Here is a 16,787-nt window from a genome sequence, read left to right on the forward strand (position 1 = left end):
CACGTTATCGAAAAAATGCCGTCTGAGAGATGCGTTCCGGTATATCAGGAAGCACTGGGTTGCGTTGTGCAACTTCAGTGATGATGGTCTGGCTGAGGCGGATAATAATGCCGCGGAAAGAGCGCTTCGTGCAGTCTGTCTCGGAAAGAAAAACTTTATGTTCTTCGGCAGCGATCACGGTGGAGAGCGTGGTGCGCTACTGTACGGGCTGATCGGCACCTGCCGACTGAACGGTATCGATCCGGAAGCGTATCTGCGCTATATCCTGAGCGTACTGCCGGAATGGCCTTCCAACCGTGTTGACGAACTCCTGCCATGGAACGTAGCACTCACCAATAAATAAGCGTCAATACGGTGCTCCGTTGACGCTTACTGAGATTCGTTACAGTGTTGTGAAATAACCAACCAACAATTCCGACAACAGCAACAACGGCAAGGATCTGGAATAACCAGGCACGAACCGTAGGGTTGGCAAAGGAGAGTGAGCCTTTAACGGTTGAGCGGCGATGAGACATAGAAACCTCGGAAAGCATAACGCTGAAGAGAGCGCCGCCGTAGCGACGCTCGTTACCTCACACCGACTTAACGCACGGGCGGCGCGTACTGAATACCGCCGTTATTCCAGAGATTATTTTGCCCACGTTTAATTTTCAGCGGGCTTTCTGAACCTACGTTACGCTCGAAAATTTCCGAGTAGTTACCCACCTGTTTGATGATGTTATAGGCCCATTTATTATCCAACTTCAGATCCTTGCCGTAATCGCCTTCTTTACCCAGCAGATGTGCCATATCAGGCGTTGCTGGATTAGCCGCTTTTTCATCGACGTTCTGGGAATTGATGCCCATCTCTTCAGCATTCAGCATGGCGAAAAGCGTCCAGCGTACAATCGAGAACCATTCATCATCGCCACGACGAACTACCGGCCCAAGCGGTTCTTTAGAGATAACCTCCGGTAAGACAATCCATTCAGCTGGGTTGCTTAATTTGATGCGCAGGGCATACAGTTGCGACTGATCCGAGGCCAGCGTATCGCAGCGACCAGATTCCAGTGCCTTCGCTGATTCGTCAGAGCGATCGAAAGTCACCGGTGTGTACTTCATATTGTTTGCCTTGAAATAGTCGGCAACGTTGAGTTCGGTATCAGTACCCGCCTGAATACAGACGGTAGCGCCATCCAGTTCTTTCGCGCTTTTTAGCCCCGCTTTATCGTGCGTCAGGAAGCCAATGCCGTCGTAATAAGTGACGCCAGTAAATGCCATTCCCATCCCGGCGTCGCGAGATGAAGTCCAGGTCGTATTACGGGAGAGCAAATCCACTTCCCCTGACTGTAAAGCCGTGAAGCGTTCTTTTGCTGTGAGTGGGGTATATTTCACTTTCGTGTCGTCACCAAATACAGCAGCGGCAACACTACGACAAACATCAACATCAATACCTGAAAACTTACCGTCTGCATCGGCATAAGAGAACCCAGGTAATCCATCACTGATCCCGCATTGCACAAAACCTTTTTTCTGAACGGCATCAAGCGTCGCGCCAGCATGCGCTGATTTGCAACGGCAAGCAGCACGCTGGCGGCAGCCAGTGTGGCTATCATCATCTTTTTCATAATGCTTCCTGTGAGGCGAAAATTATCGTTATAGGACGTTTGGGAAACGTCTTTTACCTGTCTGTGGCCATCCTCTTATAAGCAAAAGTAGTGCCAGCTTTTGCGCACGATTTCGCGTCGCAATAAGCTGAGTGTAGACAGTAAATAATAAAAACAGCGCCCCGCAATGGTGCGAAAATGAAACATGCGCCACATTTTGGCGCAGAATATTTACGCGTGTTTTACTAAGCAGAATAATGATTGTTAGCGTGAGTATATTTCTGGTGGGAAGTGTGAAAGTTAAATTGATGCGTTATTTCGAAAGCAGCGAAATAACGCGATATAACATGCTAAATCAGCAGAGAATTAGCCAGCAGAATATAGCAATATTTTATCTTATGTAAAGATACTGTATCGTTAAACAGAGCGCGAAACTCCGCGCCCTGTTCAGTTATTTCGACAGAGCGATGATCCCCATCGTCAGGCCAGCAACAGCCGCTGCCCCGCCGGCAATAGCCCCAGCCGTTTCCCAGTTATCCTGAGTCGTGCCTTTCATACAGGTATTGGTGTGAACCAGACGACCCTGATCGTCATAAACCGGAACGCAGGGCGAATCGTGAGCACAGCCCGCCAGCAATGCGGTGAGCAATGCCACAGGAATTAATCTTTTCATGGTGTTACCTCAGTAATAAACGCTAACGCTTAATAAGTTAACTCTCTTATTAACGAGCTGAATGCCATTTTATCACCGGAGGTTATAAATATTGCGGAATGAATAATGACAAATTATGTGAATTGTAAAAATAGTGAAGGGAGCGGGAACTATAGAAAGTTTTTAAAGAGTGAGTGGAAGAATATCTTATTAATTTTTATGGGTTTCACTGAAAATAATAAAGGCATCCGAAAGTGCCTTTATGTTTCTGATTTATCCTTTAAAGCAACGGCGGATCACCACAAAGAACACCGGTACGAAGAAGATTGCCAGCAACGTTGCAGAGACCATTCCGCCCATTACCCCGATACCCACTGCGTTCTGCGCGCCACTGCCTGCACCGTTACTGATAGCTAGCGGTAATACGCCGAGAATAAAGGCGAGAGAGGTCATCAGGATAGGACGCAGACGCATACGTACTGCCATTAGTGTCGCTTCAACAACACCTTTACCCTCTTTCTCCATGAGATCTTTAGCGAACTCAACAATCAAAATAGCGTTTTTGGCCGACAAGCCAATTGTCGTTAGCAAGCCCACCATAAAGTAGACGTCATTTTTTTGATTAAAGAGTGTCGCCGCCAGCAGCACGCCGACAATCCCTAACGGCACGACCAACATAACCGAGACAGGAATTGACCAGCTTTCATAGAGTGCAGCAAGGCACAGGAAAACAACCACAAAGGAAATTGCTACCAGAGCGGGAGCCTGGTTTCCCGATAAGCGTTCCTGATACGACATACCCGTCCAGTCATAACCAATGCCCGCAGGTAATTTTGACGCAAGGTTTTCCATCAACGCCATGGCATCGCCGGAACTGGTTCCTGGCGCGGCTTCCCCCTGAATCTCCATTGACGGCAGACCGTTGTAGTGTTCCAGTCGCGGAGAGCCATACACCCAATGTGAAGTGGTAAAGGCCGAGAATGGCACCATTTCGCCGTTGGCGCTGCGGACATAAAGTTTATCGACATCTTCTGGCAGCATACGGAATTTGGCATCCGCCTGAACATACACCTTTTTCACGCGACCACGGTCGATGAAGTCGTTAACGTAAGTCCCACCCAACGCCGTTGAAATGGTCTGATTGATGTCAGAAAGTGAAACACTTAATGCCTGCGCCTTTTCCTGGTCAACTTCCAGTTTAAACTGCGCGGTGTCTTCCAGGCCATTAGGACGCACGCTGACTAAGCTGGCAGGATGTTGCGCCGCCATACCAAGCAACTGGTTACGGGCCTGGGTTAGGGCATCGTGACCCAGCCCAGCCTGATCAATTAACTCAAAGTCGAAACCCGTTGCCGTGCCCAGTTCAACAATGGCTGGCATATTGAATGGAATGACAAAACCGTCGCGGATCTTGCCCAATTCCATTTTGGCACGATGGATTACCGCTTCCGCACTGTTTTCATCACCATTACGCTCTTCCCACGGTTTCAGACTGACGAAGGCCATACCGGCGTTTTGTGCCTAGCCGCTGAAGCTAAAGCCGTTAACCGTAAAGACACTTTCAACGTTCGCTTTCTCGTTCTTCAGATAGTAATCCGTCACTTGATCCAACACTTTTTGCGTCCGCTCTTGCGTCGCGCCAGCGGGTAACTGAATCATGGTCAGAAAGACACCCTGATCCTCTTCAGGTAAGAAGGAAGACGTAAAAACAACACCACCATTCCTGCAACAATCAGCGCATAGATCAGTAAATATCGTCCTGTGGAACCGAGGATTTTGCCGACGCTGTTGGTGTAGTGGTTAACGCTATGATCGAAGGTGGTATTAAACCAGCCGAAGAAACCGCCCTTATTTTCGTGATGCTCAGCAGAGACGGGTTTAAGCAGCGTTGCACATAACGCAGGGGTAAGAATCAATGCCACCAGAACAGAAAGTGCCATTGCCGAAACGATGGTGATAGAGAACTGGCGATAAATTGCCCCAGTAGAACCGCCGAAGAATGCCATCGGAATAAATACCGCTGACAGCACCATCGCGATACCCACCAGTGCGCCCTGAATTTGCGACATCGATTTTTCCGTCGCTTCTTTTGGCGGGAGCTTATCCTCCATCATCACGCGCTCGACGTTCTCCACCACCACTATCGCATCATCGACGAGCAGCCCGATGGCAAGCACCATCCCGAACATCGTTAGTGTGTTGATGGAGTAACCAAAAGCGGCGAGGATGGCAAACGTCCCTAACAACACCACGGGTACCGCAATGGTGGGGATCAGCGTTGCTCGCATATTCTGCAAGAACAGATACATCACCAGGAACACCAGCATAATGGCTTCGAACAGCGTTTTTACCACTTCGTGAATAGAAAGCTGGACGAATGGCGTGGTGTCATAAGGGTAGAGAACCTTCATTCCCTGCGGGAAGAATGGCTGTAATTCCGCCAGTTTTGCCTTAATGGCTTTCGCGGTATCGAGAGCATTCGCGCCGGTTGCCAGCTTAATCCCCAGGCCCGCCGCCGGTTTTCCGTTGATACGAGCGATAACGTTATAGTTTTCACCGCCAAGTTCAACCCGTGCGACATCTTTCAGGCGTACCACCGAGCCGTCACTGTTTACGCGCAGGGTCAATTTGCCGAATTCTTCCGGATTTTTTAACCGCGTTTGAGCAATAATCGAGGCATTCAACTGTTGCCCTGGTAACGCTGGCGTTCCGCCCAACTGTCCGGCAGCGATCTGATCGTTCTGTACCTTCAACTGGTTAATCACATCAACCGGTGTCAGTTTATATTTGTTTAGCAGATCGGCGTCCAGCCAGATACGCATCGCATACTGTGCGCCGAAAAGCTGTACGTCACCGACGCCATTCAGACGGCTAAGCGTATCTTTAACGTTAGAGGCCACATAGTCCGAGATATCGTCCTGTGTGGTGCCTGGGTTATCAGAGACAAAACCCGCCACCATCAAATAGCTGCTACTGGACTTTTCAACACTGATCCCCTGCTGCTGAACCTCCTGCGGCAGCAACGGCGTGGCGAGCTGGAGTTTGTTCTGCACCTGCACTTGCGCGATATCAGGATCGGTCCCGGACTGGAAGGTAAGAGTAATTGTCACGCTACCGGCGGAATCGCTGGTGGAGGACATATACATCAGGTTATCGATACCATTCATATTCTGTTCGATAACCTGCGTCACCGTATCCTGCACGGTCTGCGCATCAGCACCTGGATAGTTTGCCGAAACAGAAACCGCAGGCGGTGCAATGGTTGGATACTGAGCGACGGGCAATTGTAGGATCGCCAGTGCGCCCGCCATCATCAGAATAATGGCCAGCACCCATGCAAATATCGGTCGTCGAATAAAAAAGTTTGCCATGTCAGATTACCTTACTTCGATGCAGTATCTGCGGGGGTATCGGTAGTGGCTTTAACCTGCTCTCCCGGACGCGCTTTTTGCAGGCCGCTGACAATGACTTGATCGCCAGATTTCAGACCTTCGCTAATCAACCATTTATCGCCAATCGCCTGACTGGCAACGACAGGGCGCGCTTCCACCTGACTTTTATCGTTAACAATCAGCACGGTTGCATCACCACGCGGTGTGCGGCTAACGCCTTGTTGCGGGATAAGAATGGCGTCAGGTTGGACGCCTTCATCAATCCGTGCACGCACATACATACCCGGCAAAAGCGTATGTTGCGGGTTAGGGAAGACAGCACGTAGGGTTATGGAGCCGGTGCTTTCATCAACGGTCACATCAGAGAATTGCAGCGTACCTTTCAGGGGATAGGTTTGACCGTTTTCCATGACCAACTCTACGTTGCTGGTGGCGTTTTCCTTATGCAAATTTCCTTGCTCTACGGATTGCTTCAGCCTCATAAAATCGTTGCTGGATTGGGTCACATCAACGTAGATAGGATCGAGCTGCTGGACAGTCGCCAGTTCAGTCGTTTGCCCATTAGTGACAAGAGCGCCTTCGGTCACGGTCGATTTGCCGATACGTCCGCTAATTGGCGCAGTCACTTTGGTATAAGCGAGATTGATGCGAGCGCTTTCGACTGTGGCTTTTGCGGCAATCACGGCGGCATCGGCCTGGCGAGCATCAGCAATGGCCTGGTCGTACTCCTGCTGGCTGATGTATTTCGTACCCACGAGCGGAACGTAACGTTTTACCGTCAAATGCGCGATGGCGGCGGCGGCTTCACTTTTCGCCAGTTCGCCTTTCGCGCTGTCATAATTTGCCTGATAGGTCGCGGGATCGATCTGGTACAGGGACTGGCCTGCTTGTACATCGCTGCCTTCAGTGAAATTACGATTCAGTACGATCCCGCTAACCTGTGGGCGAACTTCGGCTATACGGTAAGCATTGGTGCGGCCTGGTAATTCAGTCTTAACTTCTAACGGGGCCGTTTTCACAATATGAACGGTAACCTGCGGTTCACCGACGTGAGCTTTCTCTTCTCCCTTATCGTTACAACCGGCGATTAAAGCCGCGGAGATCAGAATAAAGGAGGGCAGGAGGAAAAACCTGGCATGTTTCGTCATTACTATTCCTCAAAAAACCAAAAGCGCGTTATTTACCCAGAAAGGCAACGCGTTAACTCGCAGAAAGAAAAATACAGTTTGCTATCCTACAAATTATCATTCGTCGATGTAAGGAATAGTTATGAATACTGGCGTCTCAAGGCACATAAACGCAAAAAAAGATTAATATTCTACTGTTTTATTTTGACGCGGGTTGAAAGAGGCAGAATTAAAACCTCGTAAATTGAAATATATATTCATGTGGCGAATGTATTTTAGGTAAATAATATACATTGTTTATTTGACGATTTATAGCAACTCAATGTTACCCTCTCGTATAAATACACATTAGATGATAGATTAACCTTCGCTATTTTCTCACCCTGTGTCGAATATATTTATTTCCTGAATAATTAATCATGGCAAAAAGAACCAAAGCCGAAGCTCTGAAGACCCGGCAAGAACTGATTGAAACTGCCATCGCCCAGTTTGCGCAGCATGGCGTAAGCAAGACGACGCTCAACGACATTGCCGACGCCGCTAACGTTACGCGTGGCGCTATCTACTGGCACTTCGAAAACAAGACTCAACTGTTTAATGAGATGTGGTTGCAACAGCCTTCATTGCGGGAGTTAATCCAGGAACACTTGACGGCTGGATTAGAGCATGACCCGTTTCAACAATTGCGTGAAAAATTGATTGTCGGCTTGCAATATATTGCCAAAATTCCCCGCCAGCAGGCGTTGCTGAAAATCTTATATCACAAATGTGAATTTAATGATGAGATGCTGGCCGAGGGAGTGATACGCGAAAAGATGGGCTTTAATCCGCAGACTCTCCGCGAAGTATTGCAGGCGTGTCAGCAACAAGGTTGTGTAGCAAATAACCTCGATTTAGATGTTGTGATGATTATTATTAATGGTGCCTTCAGCGGAATTGTTCAAAACTGGTTAATGAATATGGCGGGTTATGATCTTTATAAACAAGCACCCGCGCTGGTCGATAACGTATTAAGAATGTTCATGCCAGATGAAAACATAACGAAATTAATTCATCAAACGAATGAATTAAGTGTCATGTAAATTCACATTCTGTCCTGAAAATTCAGTTCGTCACAGTTAACCAGTTTTAGTGGATTAACTGAGTTCATATTACGGCATTTGTCTGTTTCTGTTGTCAGCAGTTCAATCCACTGCATCAGTAAAGTATCAAACAGAAAAACGAAGACAGCGAAAACGACGAGCCACCAATACTTGCGAATCATTACCTGAGCCTGTGCATGTTTAACCAAGTCTGGCAGGAAATATACACGAAATGAATAATCTGAAAACCAGGCTTACACTTCCTTTACTTTGCAATGAGATCGGGGTCAACTTCGCTTAACCGGCTTCGTTTTGACAGGTTGCCGGTCTTTCTTTTTTTCACTTTCGCCAGTTCTTCCGCAGAGTAATGCGACGCGACATCCAGCCGTCGAAGCCCCATTTTGATGTACTCGCTGTTGATCTCAATACCAATGAATTTTCGCCCGCTGGAGACGGCTACGGCACCGGTAGTAAAGCTACCGGCAAACGGGTCGAGAACGATATCGCCTGGGTTGGAAGAGGCGAGAATAATGCGTTTCAGTAAGGCTTCCGGTTTTTGCGTCGGGTGGTTCTCATATTCATCCATCAAATAACGCACGCGCGGAAAATCCCAGACGTTACCCGGTACTTTTTGATGATTGTATGGCTGTGGAGGATTTTTGCGATAATCGATCAACGCGCGCTGCGATCCGGTTTTGGCTTCTACCAGAATAGCATCACCGTTGAATGTGTAGTTCTTTGCGTCTTTCACCATCATCAGGATGGGGTCGTACATGGAGCCGTAGTGTTTTTTCGCCTGTACTCCAGAACTGTCATATGACCAGACGATGCGACTTTTGATGGTAAAAAGCTTGCGGCACTGGAGATCGATAAAGGGCATGTTTTCCGTGCTGTTCATGATGTACATGCTGCCCTGCTTTTTCAGAACGCGGTGGCACTCTGCAATCACTTCAAACAGCCAGTCGATAAACAGATCTTCTTTCCAGGCTTCGATCAGACCATCAAAATTTTTACCGATGTTATATGGTGGGTCGGCAAAGATCAGATCGACACTTTCGGCGGGGATCTTTTTAAGTTCGGCAAGCGCATCACCGTGAATAATGGTCTTAGCTTCATTACCAAACCGGGTCGGTTCACATCCTGTTCTCATGGTCACTCCCTTTGTGACACCTATAAAAAAGGCGCTTCCCCATGCCGAGTAGCGCCTTTTTAATCAAGCATTTAGCTAACCTGAATTAGTTCATGCCGTATTTTTTCAATTTTTTACGCAGCGTACCACGGTTGATGCCCATCATCAGCGCAGCACGGGTCTGGTTACCACGGGTGTATTGCATCACCATGTCCAACAGGGGCTGTTCTACTTCAGCCAGTACCAGCTCATAGAGGTCATTCACATCCTGACCATTCAGTTGAGCAAAATAGTTCTTCAGTGCCTGTTTAACCGAGTCACGCAGGGGTTTTTGGGTTACCTGATCCTGAGAGTTAACGGTAGAAACGGTCAGTACGTCAGAATTTACGCGTTGTTCGAACATAGTTCTGTCAGCTCTTTATTTCTGTTTACGCAAAATTTTCGAAGTATGCCTCCAACGCCTCCAGCTGTTCGCTAGCATCCTCAATGGCGTTGAATGTGCGCCGAAACTGGTCATTTGGAGCGTGTTCCTGGAGATACCAGGAAACGTGTTTACGTGCAATTCGGTACCCTTTTGCCGGACCATAAAAGTCATGCAGTTCCCGAACGTGCGCGCAAAGCAAGCGCTTAACCTCTGCCAAAGGCAGTGGGGGCAGCAACTCCCCAGTGTCCAGATAATGCTGGATTTCCCGAAAGATCCAGGGTCTTCCCTGAGCTGCGCGGCCTATCATCAGGGCATCCGCCCCTGTATAGTCGAGCACAGCTCTGGCTTTAAGCGGGTCAGTAATGTCGCCATTCGCGATAACCGGAATGGAAACTTTCTGCTTAACTGCCCGAATACTGTCGTACTCAGCTTCTCCATTGAACAAACAGGCGCGTGTACGGCCATGAATGGTCAGAGCCTGAATGCCACAGTCTTCAGCCAGTTGGGCAATCTCTTCGCAGTTACGGTGTTCCGGTGCCCAGCCAGTGCGAATCTTCAGGGTAACAGGAACGTCCACTGCATTGACGACCTCGGTAAGGATCGATTTAACGACATCCGGGTACTGCAAGAGGGCTGAACCTGCGAGCTTGCGATTCACTTTTTTAGCCGGGCAACCCATATTGATATCAATAATCTGGGCACCGCTTTCCACGTTAATACGTGCTGCATCTGCCATTTCTTTCGGATCGCTACCAGCAATTTGCACGGTGCGAATACCGGGTTCATCAATGTGCACCATCCGTAAACGAGATTTGTCGCTTTCCCAAACCTGTGGGTTAGAAGACATCATCTCGGATACTGTCAATCCGGCTCCCATCTCGTAGCACAACGTCCGAAAAGGTCTGTCTGTAATGCCAGCCATGGGCGCTGCGATCAGGCGATTTCTGAGCTGATATTGTCCGATGCGCATGAGTTAAGAAATGACCATACTGTGACTGCAAGGCGGCGTATATTACGCATTTTTTGCACGAGATGAAAGGCCAAACTTTGACCAATCCTCTGAGATGGATCAAAGAATTGCATTTAAAATGAGCGTGGTGCGATAATTACTCATAAAAATCATCATATTAGAAAATAGTGACTAAAATTTACATTCAAAGAAATTTGAGTAAGTTCTCAATTTTTCTTTATGAATGAAAATTTTGGCACGCAAATTTGCGTAAATAACCGGCAAATTTACGTGCCTTTTGTGAGCTTGCTCGCACTTCGCCCCGCGTCACCCTACGGCGATGCGAAGGTTAATTCTTACGACCGGTAATACGGCACCACTCTTCTTTTTCCACGACCGGGTCCAGTGCGAAGCTATCGGCATAAGCTTCACAAACGCTCTCTGCCTGGCTTGCCAGAATACCGGAAAGGCCCAGCAAACCGCCTGAAACCGGCAGGACGCTGATTAACGGTGCCAGTTCACGTAATGGGCCTGCAAGGATGTTCGCGACCACCACGTCGGCTTTCATTTCTTCTGGCTGATCTTTCGGTAAGTAGAGTTCCAGACGGTCAGAAACGCCATTACGTTCGGCGTTGTCGCGGCTAGCCTGAATCGCCTGCGGATCGATATCAATACCAATGGCTTTTGCTGCACCCAGTTTCAGCGCCGCGATAGCCAGAATGCCGGAACCGCAGCCAAAGTCGATGACTGTTTTACCAGTTAAATCGAGGCTGTCGAGCCATTGTAGGCACAGAGAGGTAGTTGGATGGGTACCCGTACCAAACGCCAGCCCTGGGTCTAACATCACGTTGACGGCGTTTTCGTCCGGCACATCACGCCAGCTTGGGCAGATCCACAGTCGTTCACCAAAGCGCATCGGGTGGAAATTATCCATCCATTCGCGCTCCCAGTCTTTATCTTCCAGTTGTTCGATTTTATGCGCGAAGCCTGCGCCGAGCAGCGGATGGTTTTCCAGAATCGCCACCACGTCGTTCATATCGGTTTCAGCGTCGAACAGACCAATCACATCGGTGTCGCCCCACAGGCGCGTTTCGCCCGGCAGCGGCTCAAATACTGGCGTATCGTGGGTATCCTGAAAAGTGATAGAAACGGCACCCGCTTCCATCAGCGCATCGCTAAGATCTTCAGCGTTCGCGCCGGTGGTGTTCAGTTTCAGTTGGATCCAAGGCATGGCAAAACTCTTTATTTATCAGTAGTCAAAACGGTAGCTTGCGGGACGGATGTACCGAAACGGTTTCCGACCAGGAAAGCCAGCAAACTTAGTAGTAACGAGGGCACGATAGGGTGGAAGCCCAGGTACTGAATATTCAGCGTCGCGAGTACGGCATACAGCACGCCGCCAACGATCATCGCACTTAGCGCGCCTTTGGCGTTGGCGCGTTCCCAGTAAAGACCCAGCACCAGCGGCCACAGGAAAACGGCTTCCAACCCACCGAAGGCCAGCAAATTCAGCCAGATGATCATTTCTGGCGGCTTCCAGGCGGCAAGCAGCAGCAACGCGCCGAGAACTAACGTAATTACCGCCGACATCCGCTTCAGACGCGTCTCGTTTTGCATTTGATCCGGACGGATATTCAGATAGAGATCTTTAATGATCGTAGCGGAACTTTGTAGCAATTGGGCGTTAATTGTCGACATGATCGCAGCCATAGGTGCAGCCAGAAAGATCCCGGCAGCAAACGGTGGCAGCACTTTTACCATTAACGTCGGGATCACCAGATCCGGTACGGTGAGATCGGGGATCACTGCACGACCTAACGCTCCGGCCAGGTGCATACCGAACATCAGGATTGCGACTACAATCGTACCGATGATGATCCCCCGGTGTACCGCTTTGCTGTCTTTATAAGAGATACAGCGCACCGCAGTATGCGGCAGGCCAATCACGCCAAAGCACACCAGTACCCAGAACGACGTCATAAAGGCAGGCGACAGAATATCGTCAGCGCCTTGTGGCGTAACCAGTTGCGGATCGATGGTTTGCAGCGTCTCTACCGCATTACTTAAACCACCTGCGGCATGTACCACGCCAATAAGCAGCACAACGGTGCCAATCAGCATCACAAGCCCTTGCATGGTGTCGTTCAGCACGCTGGCGCGAAAGCCGCCAAAGGCGGTATACAACGCAATGCTGATACCGAAAATCAGCAGCCCGGTTTCATAAGGAATACCCGCCGCGGTTTCCAGCAGGCGCGCACCGCCGATAAACTGCACGGTCATTGCCCCAACGAACGCAACCAGCAAACTCAAACTCGCCAGCCACACCAGAAGACGACTCTGGTAGCGGGCAAACAGCATGTCGTTCAGCGTCACTGCATTGTAGCGGCGCGCAAGAATCGCGAACTTCTTGCCGAGAATACCGAGCGAAAGCCAGACTGCAGGAAGCTGAATCATCGCCAGCAATACCCAACCCAGGCCGTATTTATAAGCAGCTCCAGGCCCGCCGATAAACGAACTTGCACTGATATAGGTCGCGGTGAGCGTCATCGCCAGCACAATACCGCCCATAGAGCGGCTGCCGAGGAAATACTCATTAAGGAAGGTACCGGTGCTCCGTTTACGCATCGCATAAACAGAGATACCGAACACCACCACCAGATAGGCGACCAGCGGTAGAATCACTTCAAGCTGCATCGTCATCCTCCAGTGGGATATCGCGATAGATAAATTTCACCATCGCCCAGCACAGTCCAATAAACAGCAGCGGCGTCAGGATGCAGGCCATCTCAAACCAGCGCGGAAAGCCGGTAAAACCGGGGGCAACGTCAGGTAAGTAAGCGGCTGCTAACCAAACTGCCAGATACAAAAGGGTCAGCCCCAGCGCCCAGCGCGCCTCTTTATGGGCCTGAACAAAACGAGTGTCCACGGAAGGGTTCCTCCTCATGGGGGGATACGAGAAACGGGCAATTCTACGGCAACTCTTCAGGCAGGGAAAATAATCTGACAGAAAATTGCCGTTCAGTGCTGCTGCAAAAAGTCTTCAATGTCAGCCAGTGAGGATATCCCTTCCATCGGACCTTGCCGCATTACGGCGAGCGCGCCGCTGGCATTTGCATATTGCAGTGCCTTATGTGCCGGGAAACCGGATAAGAAAAGAGTGATAAACGTTGCGCCAAAGCAGTCGCCTGCACCCGTTGGATCGATAATTTCGATATCGTGGCCTGTAACATGCTGGGCGTGTAATGTACCGTTTTTAAGCTTGTAATAGCTGGCCCCACGCTGGGCGCGTTTTATCGCCACATGTTTTACGCCGCCGTGGAGAAGATCGCTAACAATCTGTTCTTCTGACAGATTTTTGTGACGCGCGAAGAAAGGGAGTTCGCTTTCGCTGGGGATGAAAATATCCGTATATTCAATCAAATAATCGAGAGCCTGCGCCATTTCAGGAATGCTCAGCATCTCTTTGCGAATATTGGGATCGAAAGAAACGGTGCCGCCAGCCGATTTGATCGTCGTTATTGCTTTACGCATGACATCGATCATGCGAAATGAGAACAACGATGAGCCCACAATATGGAGATGGTTACACTGTTTTAGCAGATCCTTATCAATGTGCTCAGCAGTAAACAAGCCGCAGGCGCTGTTAGGGATATTAAAGACGAAATCGCGCTGCTGGGGATTTTGATAACTCACGAACGCCGTACCTGTGACGGCATTGTTCATAACATGGATCCCATCGGTAATGACACCTTCATGACGGAGGCGCTCTATAATGAGTCGGCCAAAATCATCATTACCAACACATCCGAAGAAGATGGCCCGATGGGACAGTTTTGCCACCTGAGCAGCAAAAATTGCTGGCGCACCGCTGGGAAATGGCCCGATAAACTCCCCAGGCTGAGTGAATTTTTGATGTGGGTTGCGGGACAAAAACTCGGCCAGCAATTCGCCCATAGCGCAGATAGTTATTGTCACAAAACCCCTCTCATTCCTGAAGCCTTTCGCGATTGGACCAGGTAAAGCACTCATTACTGGTATAAAGGATAACGAAATCAGCCGACTGCAATTGTTGCTGATATTGTTCGTTAATGCTGCGGCTGACGATCACATTTTCTGCCTGATGCAAATGCCCGATAGCAGCCGTTGATGGCGCAGGATCGGCGGCAACGATAACCGTCTTATTCTGGGCATGATCGAAACAGAGCTGCCAGGCAGCGGCCAGTCTGGGAACGTTGATATTTAAAGTACCATCAGCATCCAGATGGTTGATTTCCAGAATGCTATGTGTAATGGTGAAATGCTGAAGTGCCTGTTCAAGCGGTTTTCCGGCCAGTGCGGTGTCGGGGCGCAGCATTTCACTGCCAGCCAGTATTATTTCGCCATCAATAAACTGATTTGCCAGCAGCGCATGTTCGGGATCGTTGGTGATCAGACGCAGTTTTTTCACTTCGCTGAGCAATGGAATGATCTTACGGCAGATTGTCCCATGTCCAAGAAATAGCGTGTCACGATCGCGAATTAACCGTGCGCAATGTCGTGCTATTTCCATTTGTTGTGCCAGAGACAATGGCGCGATCGGTTGTATCGCTTCTGGTTCAGAGGAGAGTGGTGTCGCAATAGCACCGCCAAATGATCGCTTTAAATATCCCTGTTGCTCCAGATAACTGAGATCGCCGCGGATCGTCACGCCAGAGACACCAAGTTGCGCAGATAAGTCATCAACTTTGATTTCACCTTGGGCGGCAACAATTTCTGCAATTTTTAATCTGCGTTTCAGTAGGTTAGACGATTTTCTCGGCACGTTAACACTCTTCATTGGCCTTTAATGCGTAACACTATAGCCCCTTGTATTTTTCTTTGAAAGTTATCCTTCAATAATATCGACAATTCGAAAAGAAAATCATGGGTCAAAAATCGCAACAAAAATAGATTAATTCATTGAAAAATAAATGAATTTATTCATATTTATGCAGAGATGTTATTGGTTTCACTTGTAAAGTGAAAAACAAATTAAGTTATTTTTTGTAAGTTATTTTGATGATATTCGACATGCATCACGCTTTTTGCCGCTTTTGCTGTGCTAGTTTGCTTTCAAAATGAAAGTGAATATTCTCTTTCTTCATTTTGTAAGGCGAACGACAAATAACAGGAGCTGCGATGTACATCATTTCAAGCAAAAACATGCTGAAAAAAGCCCAGTCAGAGGGATATGCCGTCCCCGCTTTCAACATTCATAACCTTGAAACTTTACAGGTAGTTGTTGAGAGCGCTGCACAACTTCGCTCTCCCGTTATGCTGGCGGGAACACCCGGTACTTATCGTTATGGTGGCGTGGGAAGTTTAATTTCGTTAGTACAATCGCTGGCTCGCGAGTACAACCTGCCGTTAGTCCTGCATCTCGACCATCATGAAGAGAGTGATGACATTTTTAACAAGGTTCGCGCAGGGATCCGTTCTGTCATGATTGATGGCTCCCATTTGCCATTTGAAGACAACATTGCGCGAGTGCAAGAAGTTACCACCTTTTGCCATCGCTTTGATGTTAGCGTTGAGGTCGAGCTAGGGCGTCTTGGCGGCCAGGAGGACGATCTGCTGGTGGATGAAAAAGATTCCGCTTATACCTCACCAGCCGCAGCTGCAGAGTTTGTTCAACGTACCCAAATTGACTCCCTGGCCGTAGCAATCGGCACAGCACATGGTTTATATGCGCATGAACCACGACTGGATTTTGTGCGGCTGGAACAGATTCGTCAGCGAGTGGAGATTCCACTGGTGTTGCATGGTGCTTCGGGCTTATCAGAACAGGACGTTCAGCACTGTATTCGCCGCGGTATTTGTAAAGTGAATGTCGCGACAGAATTGAAAATTGCGTTTGCCGATGCGTTAAAAGGATATTTCTACAACAATCCTGCGGCAAATGATCCACGCCACTATATGCAGCCCGCAAAGGCCGCCATGAAAGAAGTCGTAACTCGTATTATTGGTGTCTGTGGTAGTGAAGGAAAAATTTAAGACGTTGTACCCTACAAAAACAATGAGGATTGTTTATGAAAAATATTAAATTACTTGGTTCAGCTATGTTGGTGAGCCTGGCATTGTTCTCGCAAAATTCGTTGGCAAAAGAGTATAAAATTGGTGCGTCATTATTAACACAGCAACATCCTTTCTATATTGATCTTGCGAATGCCATGAAAGAAGAGGCAAAAAAAGACAATGTCAATTTAAGTGTCTCTATTGGTAATGCTGCCAACTTACTGATTTAGTGTATGATGGTGATTTTAAGGTGCTTGCGTGGCTTCCATTTCCATCAGATGTCCTTCCTGCTCCGCTACTGAAGGCGTGGTGCGTAACGGCAAAAGCACTGCCGGACATCAGCGCTATCTCTGCTCTCATTGCCGTAAAACATGGCAACTACAGTTCACTTACACCGCCTCTCAGCCCGGTAC

Annotated in this window: 16 protein-coding genes and 3 pseudogenes; 5 read left to right on the forward strand and 14 right to left on the reverse strand. The window is 48.7% G+C overall.

Translation table 11 applies throughout. From position 1 onward, the window contains the following. Nucleotides 1-343, forward strand: a 343-nt coding sequence (locus BFF42_RS24845; protein WP_144038587.1) for a transposase domain-containing protein, incomplete at its 5' end; no start/stop codon positions are given. A 22-nt stretch (nucleotides 344-365) separates the two neighbouring features. Here the strand turns inward: BFF42_RS24845 and BFF42_RS24850 are convergent. From BFF42_RS24850 to acrE, 5 genes and pseudogenes are all read right to left on the reverse strand, one after another. After that, a pseudogene (locus BFF42_RS24850) lies at nucleotides 366-515 on the reverse strand (amino acid ABC transporter permease); the annotation flags it as partial. 67 nt (nucleotides 516-582) lie between these two features. Further along, a pseudogene (locus BFF42_RS24855) lies at nucleotides 583-1,607 on the reverse strand (amino acid ABC transporter substrate-binding protein). Between the two features lie 430 nt (nucleotides 1,608-2,037). After that, a complete protein-coding gene (locus BFF42_RS24860) occupies nucleotides 2,038-2,259 on the reverse strand; it encodes a putative periplasmic lipoprotein (protein ID WP_000825639.1) in 222 nt (73 codons plus the stop codon). Nucleotides 2,260-2,511: 252 nt separating this feature from the next. Then, nucleotides 2,512-5,609, reverse strand: a pseudogene (gene acrF, locus BFF42_RS24865) (multidrug efflux RND transporter permease subunit AcrF). 11 nt (nucleotides 5,610-5,620) lie between these two features. Then, nucleotides 5,621-6,778: a multidrug efflux RND transporter periplasmic adaptor subunit AcrE gene (gene acrE, locus BFF42_RS24870; protein WP_000160337.1), complete on the reverse strand. Its 1,158-nt coding sequence runs from the start codon at nucleotides 6,776-6,778 to the stop codon at nucleotides 5,621-5,623. A gap of 398 nt (nucleotides 6,779-7,176) precedes the next feature. On the opposite strand from acrE, the gene acrS reads away from it, so the two are divergent. After that, complete coding sequence (gene acrS / locus BFF42_RS24875) at nucleotides 7,177-7,839, forward strand: multidrug efflux transporter transcriptional repressor AcrS (RefSeq protein WP_001129522.1); 663 nt, start codon at nucleotides 7,177-7,179, stop codon at nucleotides 7,837-7,839. Between the two features lie 2 nt (nucleotides 7,840-7,841). On the opposite strand, the gene BFF42_RS24880 is transcribed toward acrS, so the two are convergent. The 9 genes from BFF42_RS24880 to BFF42_RS24920 all read right to left on the reverse strand — a co-directional run bounded on the left by BFF42_RS24880 (nucleotide 7,842) and on the right by BFF42_RS24920 (nucleotide 15,157). Beyond that, entirely contained in the window at nucleotides 7,842-8,021 is a 180-nt protein-coding gene (locus BFF42_RS24880) for a DUF2556 family protein (RefSeq protein ID WP_001355779.1), read from the reverse strand. An 83-nt stretch (nucleotides 8,022-8,104) separates the two neighbouring features. Further along, nucleotides 8,105-8,989 carry an adenine-specific DNA-methyltransferase gene (gene yhdJ, locus BFF42_RS24885; protein WP_001258887.1) on the reverse strand — a complete coding sequence of 295 codons (885 nt, stop codon included), beginning with the start codon at nucleotides 8,987-8,989 and terminating at the stop codon, nucleotides 8,105-8,107. Nucleotides 8,990-9,074: 85 nt separating this feature from the next. Then, on the reverse strand, nucleotides 9,075-9,371 hold the full coding sequence (gene fis / locus BFF42_RS24890) for a DNA-binding transcriptional regulator Fis (RefSeq protein ID WP_000462905.1): 297 nt from the start codon (nucleotides 9,369-9,371) through the stop codon (nucleotides 9,075-9,077). A gap of 25 nt (nucleotides 9,372-9,396) precedes the next feature. Beyond that, nucleotides 9,397-10,362 (reverse strand): tRNA dihydrouridine synthase DusB, encoded by a 966-nt coding sequence (gene dusB, locus BFF42_RS24895; protein WP_001219652.1) that lies wholly within the window; start codon nucleotides 10,360-10,362, stop codon nucleotides 9,397-9,399. A gap of 328 nt (nucleotides 10,363-10,690) precedes the next feature. Then, nucleotides 10,691-11,572 (reverse strand): 50S ribosomal protein L11 methyltransferase, encoded by an 882-nt coding sequence (prmA, locus tag BFF42_RS24900; protein ID WP_001145827.1) that lies wholly within the window; start codon nucleotides 11,570-11,572, stop codon nucleotides 10,691-10,693. An 11-nt stretch (nucleotides 11,573-11,583) separates the two neighbouring features. Then, nucleotides 11,584-13,035 carry a sodium/pantothenate symporter gene (gene panF / locus BFF42_RS24905; RefSeq protein WP_001175722.1) on the reverse strand — a complete coding sequence of 484 codons (1,452 nt, stop codon included), beginning with the start codon at nucleotides 13,033-13,035 and terminating at the stop codon, nucleotides 11,584-11,586. Continuing rightward, nucleotides 13,025-13,267, reverse strand: a complete 243-nt coding sequence (locus BFF42_RS24910; RefSeq protein ID WP_001446003.1) for a YhdT family protein — start codon at nucleotides 13,265-13,267, stop codon at nucleotides 13,025-13,027. Before BFF42_RS24910 ends, panF begins: the two co-directional genes overlap by 11 nt. 92 nt (nucleotides 13,268-13,359) lie before the next feature. Then, on the reverse strand, nucleotides 13,360-14,295 hold the full coding sequence (locus BFF42_RS24915) for a sugar kinase (RefSeq protein ID WP_001446002.1): 936 nt from the start codon (nucleotides 14,293-14,295) through the stop codon (nucleotides 13,360-13,362). A 31-nt stretch (nucleotides 14,296-14,326) separates the two neighbouring features. Then, a complete protein-coding gene (locus BFF42_RS24920; protein WP_000843959.1) occupies nucleotides 14,327-15,157 on the reverse strand; it encodes a DeoR/GlpR family DNA-binding transcription regulator in 831 nt (276 codons plus the stop codon). A gap of 341 nt (nucleotides 15,158-15,498) precedes the next feature. Between BFF42_RS24920 and BFF42_RS24925 the strand changes: the two genes are divergently transcribed. From BFF42_RS24925 to BFF42_RS24935, 3 genes are all read left to right on the forward strand, one after another. Further along, nucleotides 15,499-16,353 (forward strand): tagatose bisphosphate family class II aldolase, encoded by an 855-nt coding sequence (locus tag BFF42_RS24925; protein WP_000275543.1) that lies wholly within the window; start codon nucleotides 15,499-15,501, stop codon nucleotides 16,351-16,353. A 35-nt stretch (nucleotides 16,354-16,388) separates the two neighbouring features. After that, nucleotides 16,389-16,604 carry a hypothetical protein gene (locus BFF42_RS24930; RefSeq protein ID WP_004980611.1) on the forward strand — a complete coding sequence of 72 codons (216 nt, stop codon included), beginning with the start codon at nucleotides 16,389-16,391 and terminating at the stop codon, nucleotides 16,602-16,604. A 28-nt stretch (nucleotides 16,605-16,632) separates the two neighbouring features. Then, on the forward strand, nucleotides 16,633-16,787 hold a 155-nt coding region (locus BFF42_RS24935), incomplete at its 3' end, for an IS1 family transposase (RefSeq protein ID WP_001348782.1).

It is taken from the genome of Shigella sp. FC1661 (assembly GCF_001712525.1).
In the GTDB taxonomy this organism is placed as follows: Bacteria; Pseudomonadota; Gammaproteobacteria; order Enterobacterales; family Enterobacteriaceae; genus Escherichia; species Escherichia coli.

Bases quoted from the DNA above. Each gene is read 5' to 3' on its own strand.
- BFF42_RS24860 (WP_000825639.1), bottom strand. From the start codon at position 2,259: ATGAAAAGATTAATTCCTGTGGCATTGCTCACCGCATTGCTGGCGGGC.
- acrE (WP_000160337.1), bottom strand. From the start codon at position 6,778: ATGACGAAACATGCCAGGTTTTTCCTCCTGCCCTCCTTTATTCTGATC.
- acrS (WP_001129522.1), top strand. From the start codon at position 7,177: ATGGCAAAAAGAACCAAAGCCGAAGCTCTGAAGACCCGGCAAGAACTG.
- BFF42_RS24880 (WP_001355779.1), bottom strand. From the start codon at position 8,021: ATGATTCGCAAGTATTGGTGGCTCGTCGTTTTCGCTGTCTTCGTTTTT.
- yhdJ (WP_001258887.1), bottom strand. From the start codon at position 8,989: ATGAGAACAGGATGTGAACCGACCCGGTTTGGTAATGAAGCTAAGACC.
- fis (WP_000462905.1), bottom strand. From the start codon at position 9,371: ATGTTCGAACAACGCGTAAATTCTGACGTACTGACCGTTTCTACCGTT.
- dusB (WP_001219652.1), bottom strand. From the start codon at position 10,362: ATGCGCATCGGACAATATCAGCTCAGAAATCGCCTGATCGCAGCGCCC.
- prmA (WP_001145827.1), bottom strand. From the start codon at position 11,572: ATGCCTTGGATCCAACTGAAACTGAACACCACCGGCGCGAACGCTGAA.
- panF (WP_001175722.1), bottom strand. From the start codon at position 13,035: ATGCAGCTTGAAGTGATTCTACCGCTGGTCGCCTATCTGGTGGTGGTG.
- BFF42_RS24915 (WP_001446002.1), bottom strand. From the start codon at position 14,295: ATGGGCGAATTGCTGGCCGAGTTTTTGTCCCGCAACCCACATCAAAAA.
- BFF42_RS24920 (WP_000843959.1), bottom strand. From the start codon at position 15,157: ATGAAGAGTGTTAACGTGCCGAGAAAATCGTCTAACCTACTGAAACGC.
- BFF42_RS24925 (WP_000275543.1), top strand. From the start codon at position 15,499: ATGTACATCATTTCAAGCAAAAACATGCTGAAAAAAGCCCAGTCAGAG.
- BFF42_RS24930 (WP_004980611.1), top strand. From the start codon at position 16,389: ATGAAAAATATTAAATTACTTGGTTCAGCTATGTTGGTGAGCCTGGCA.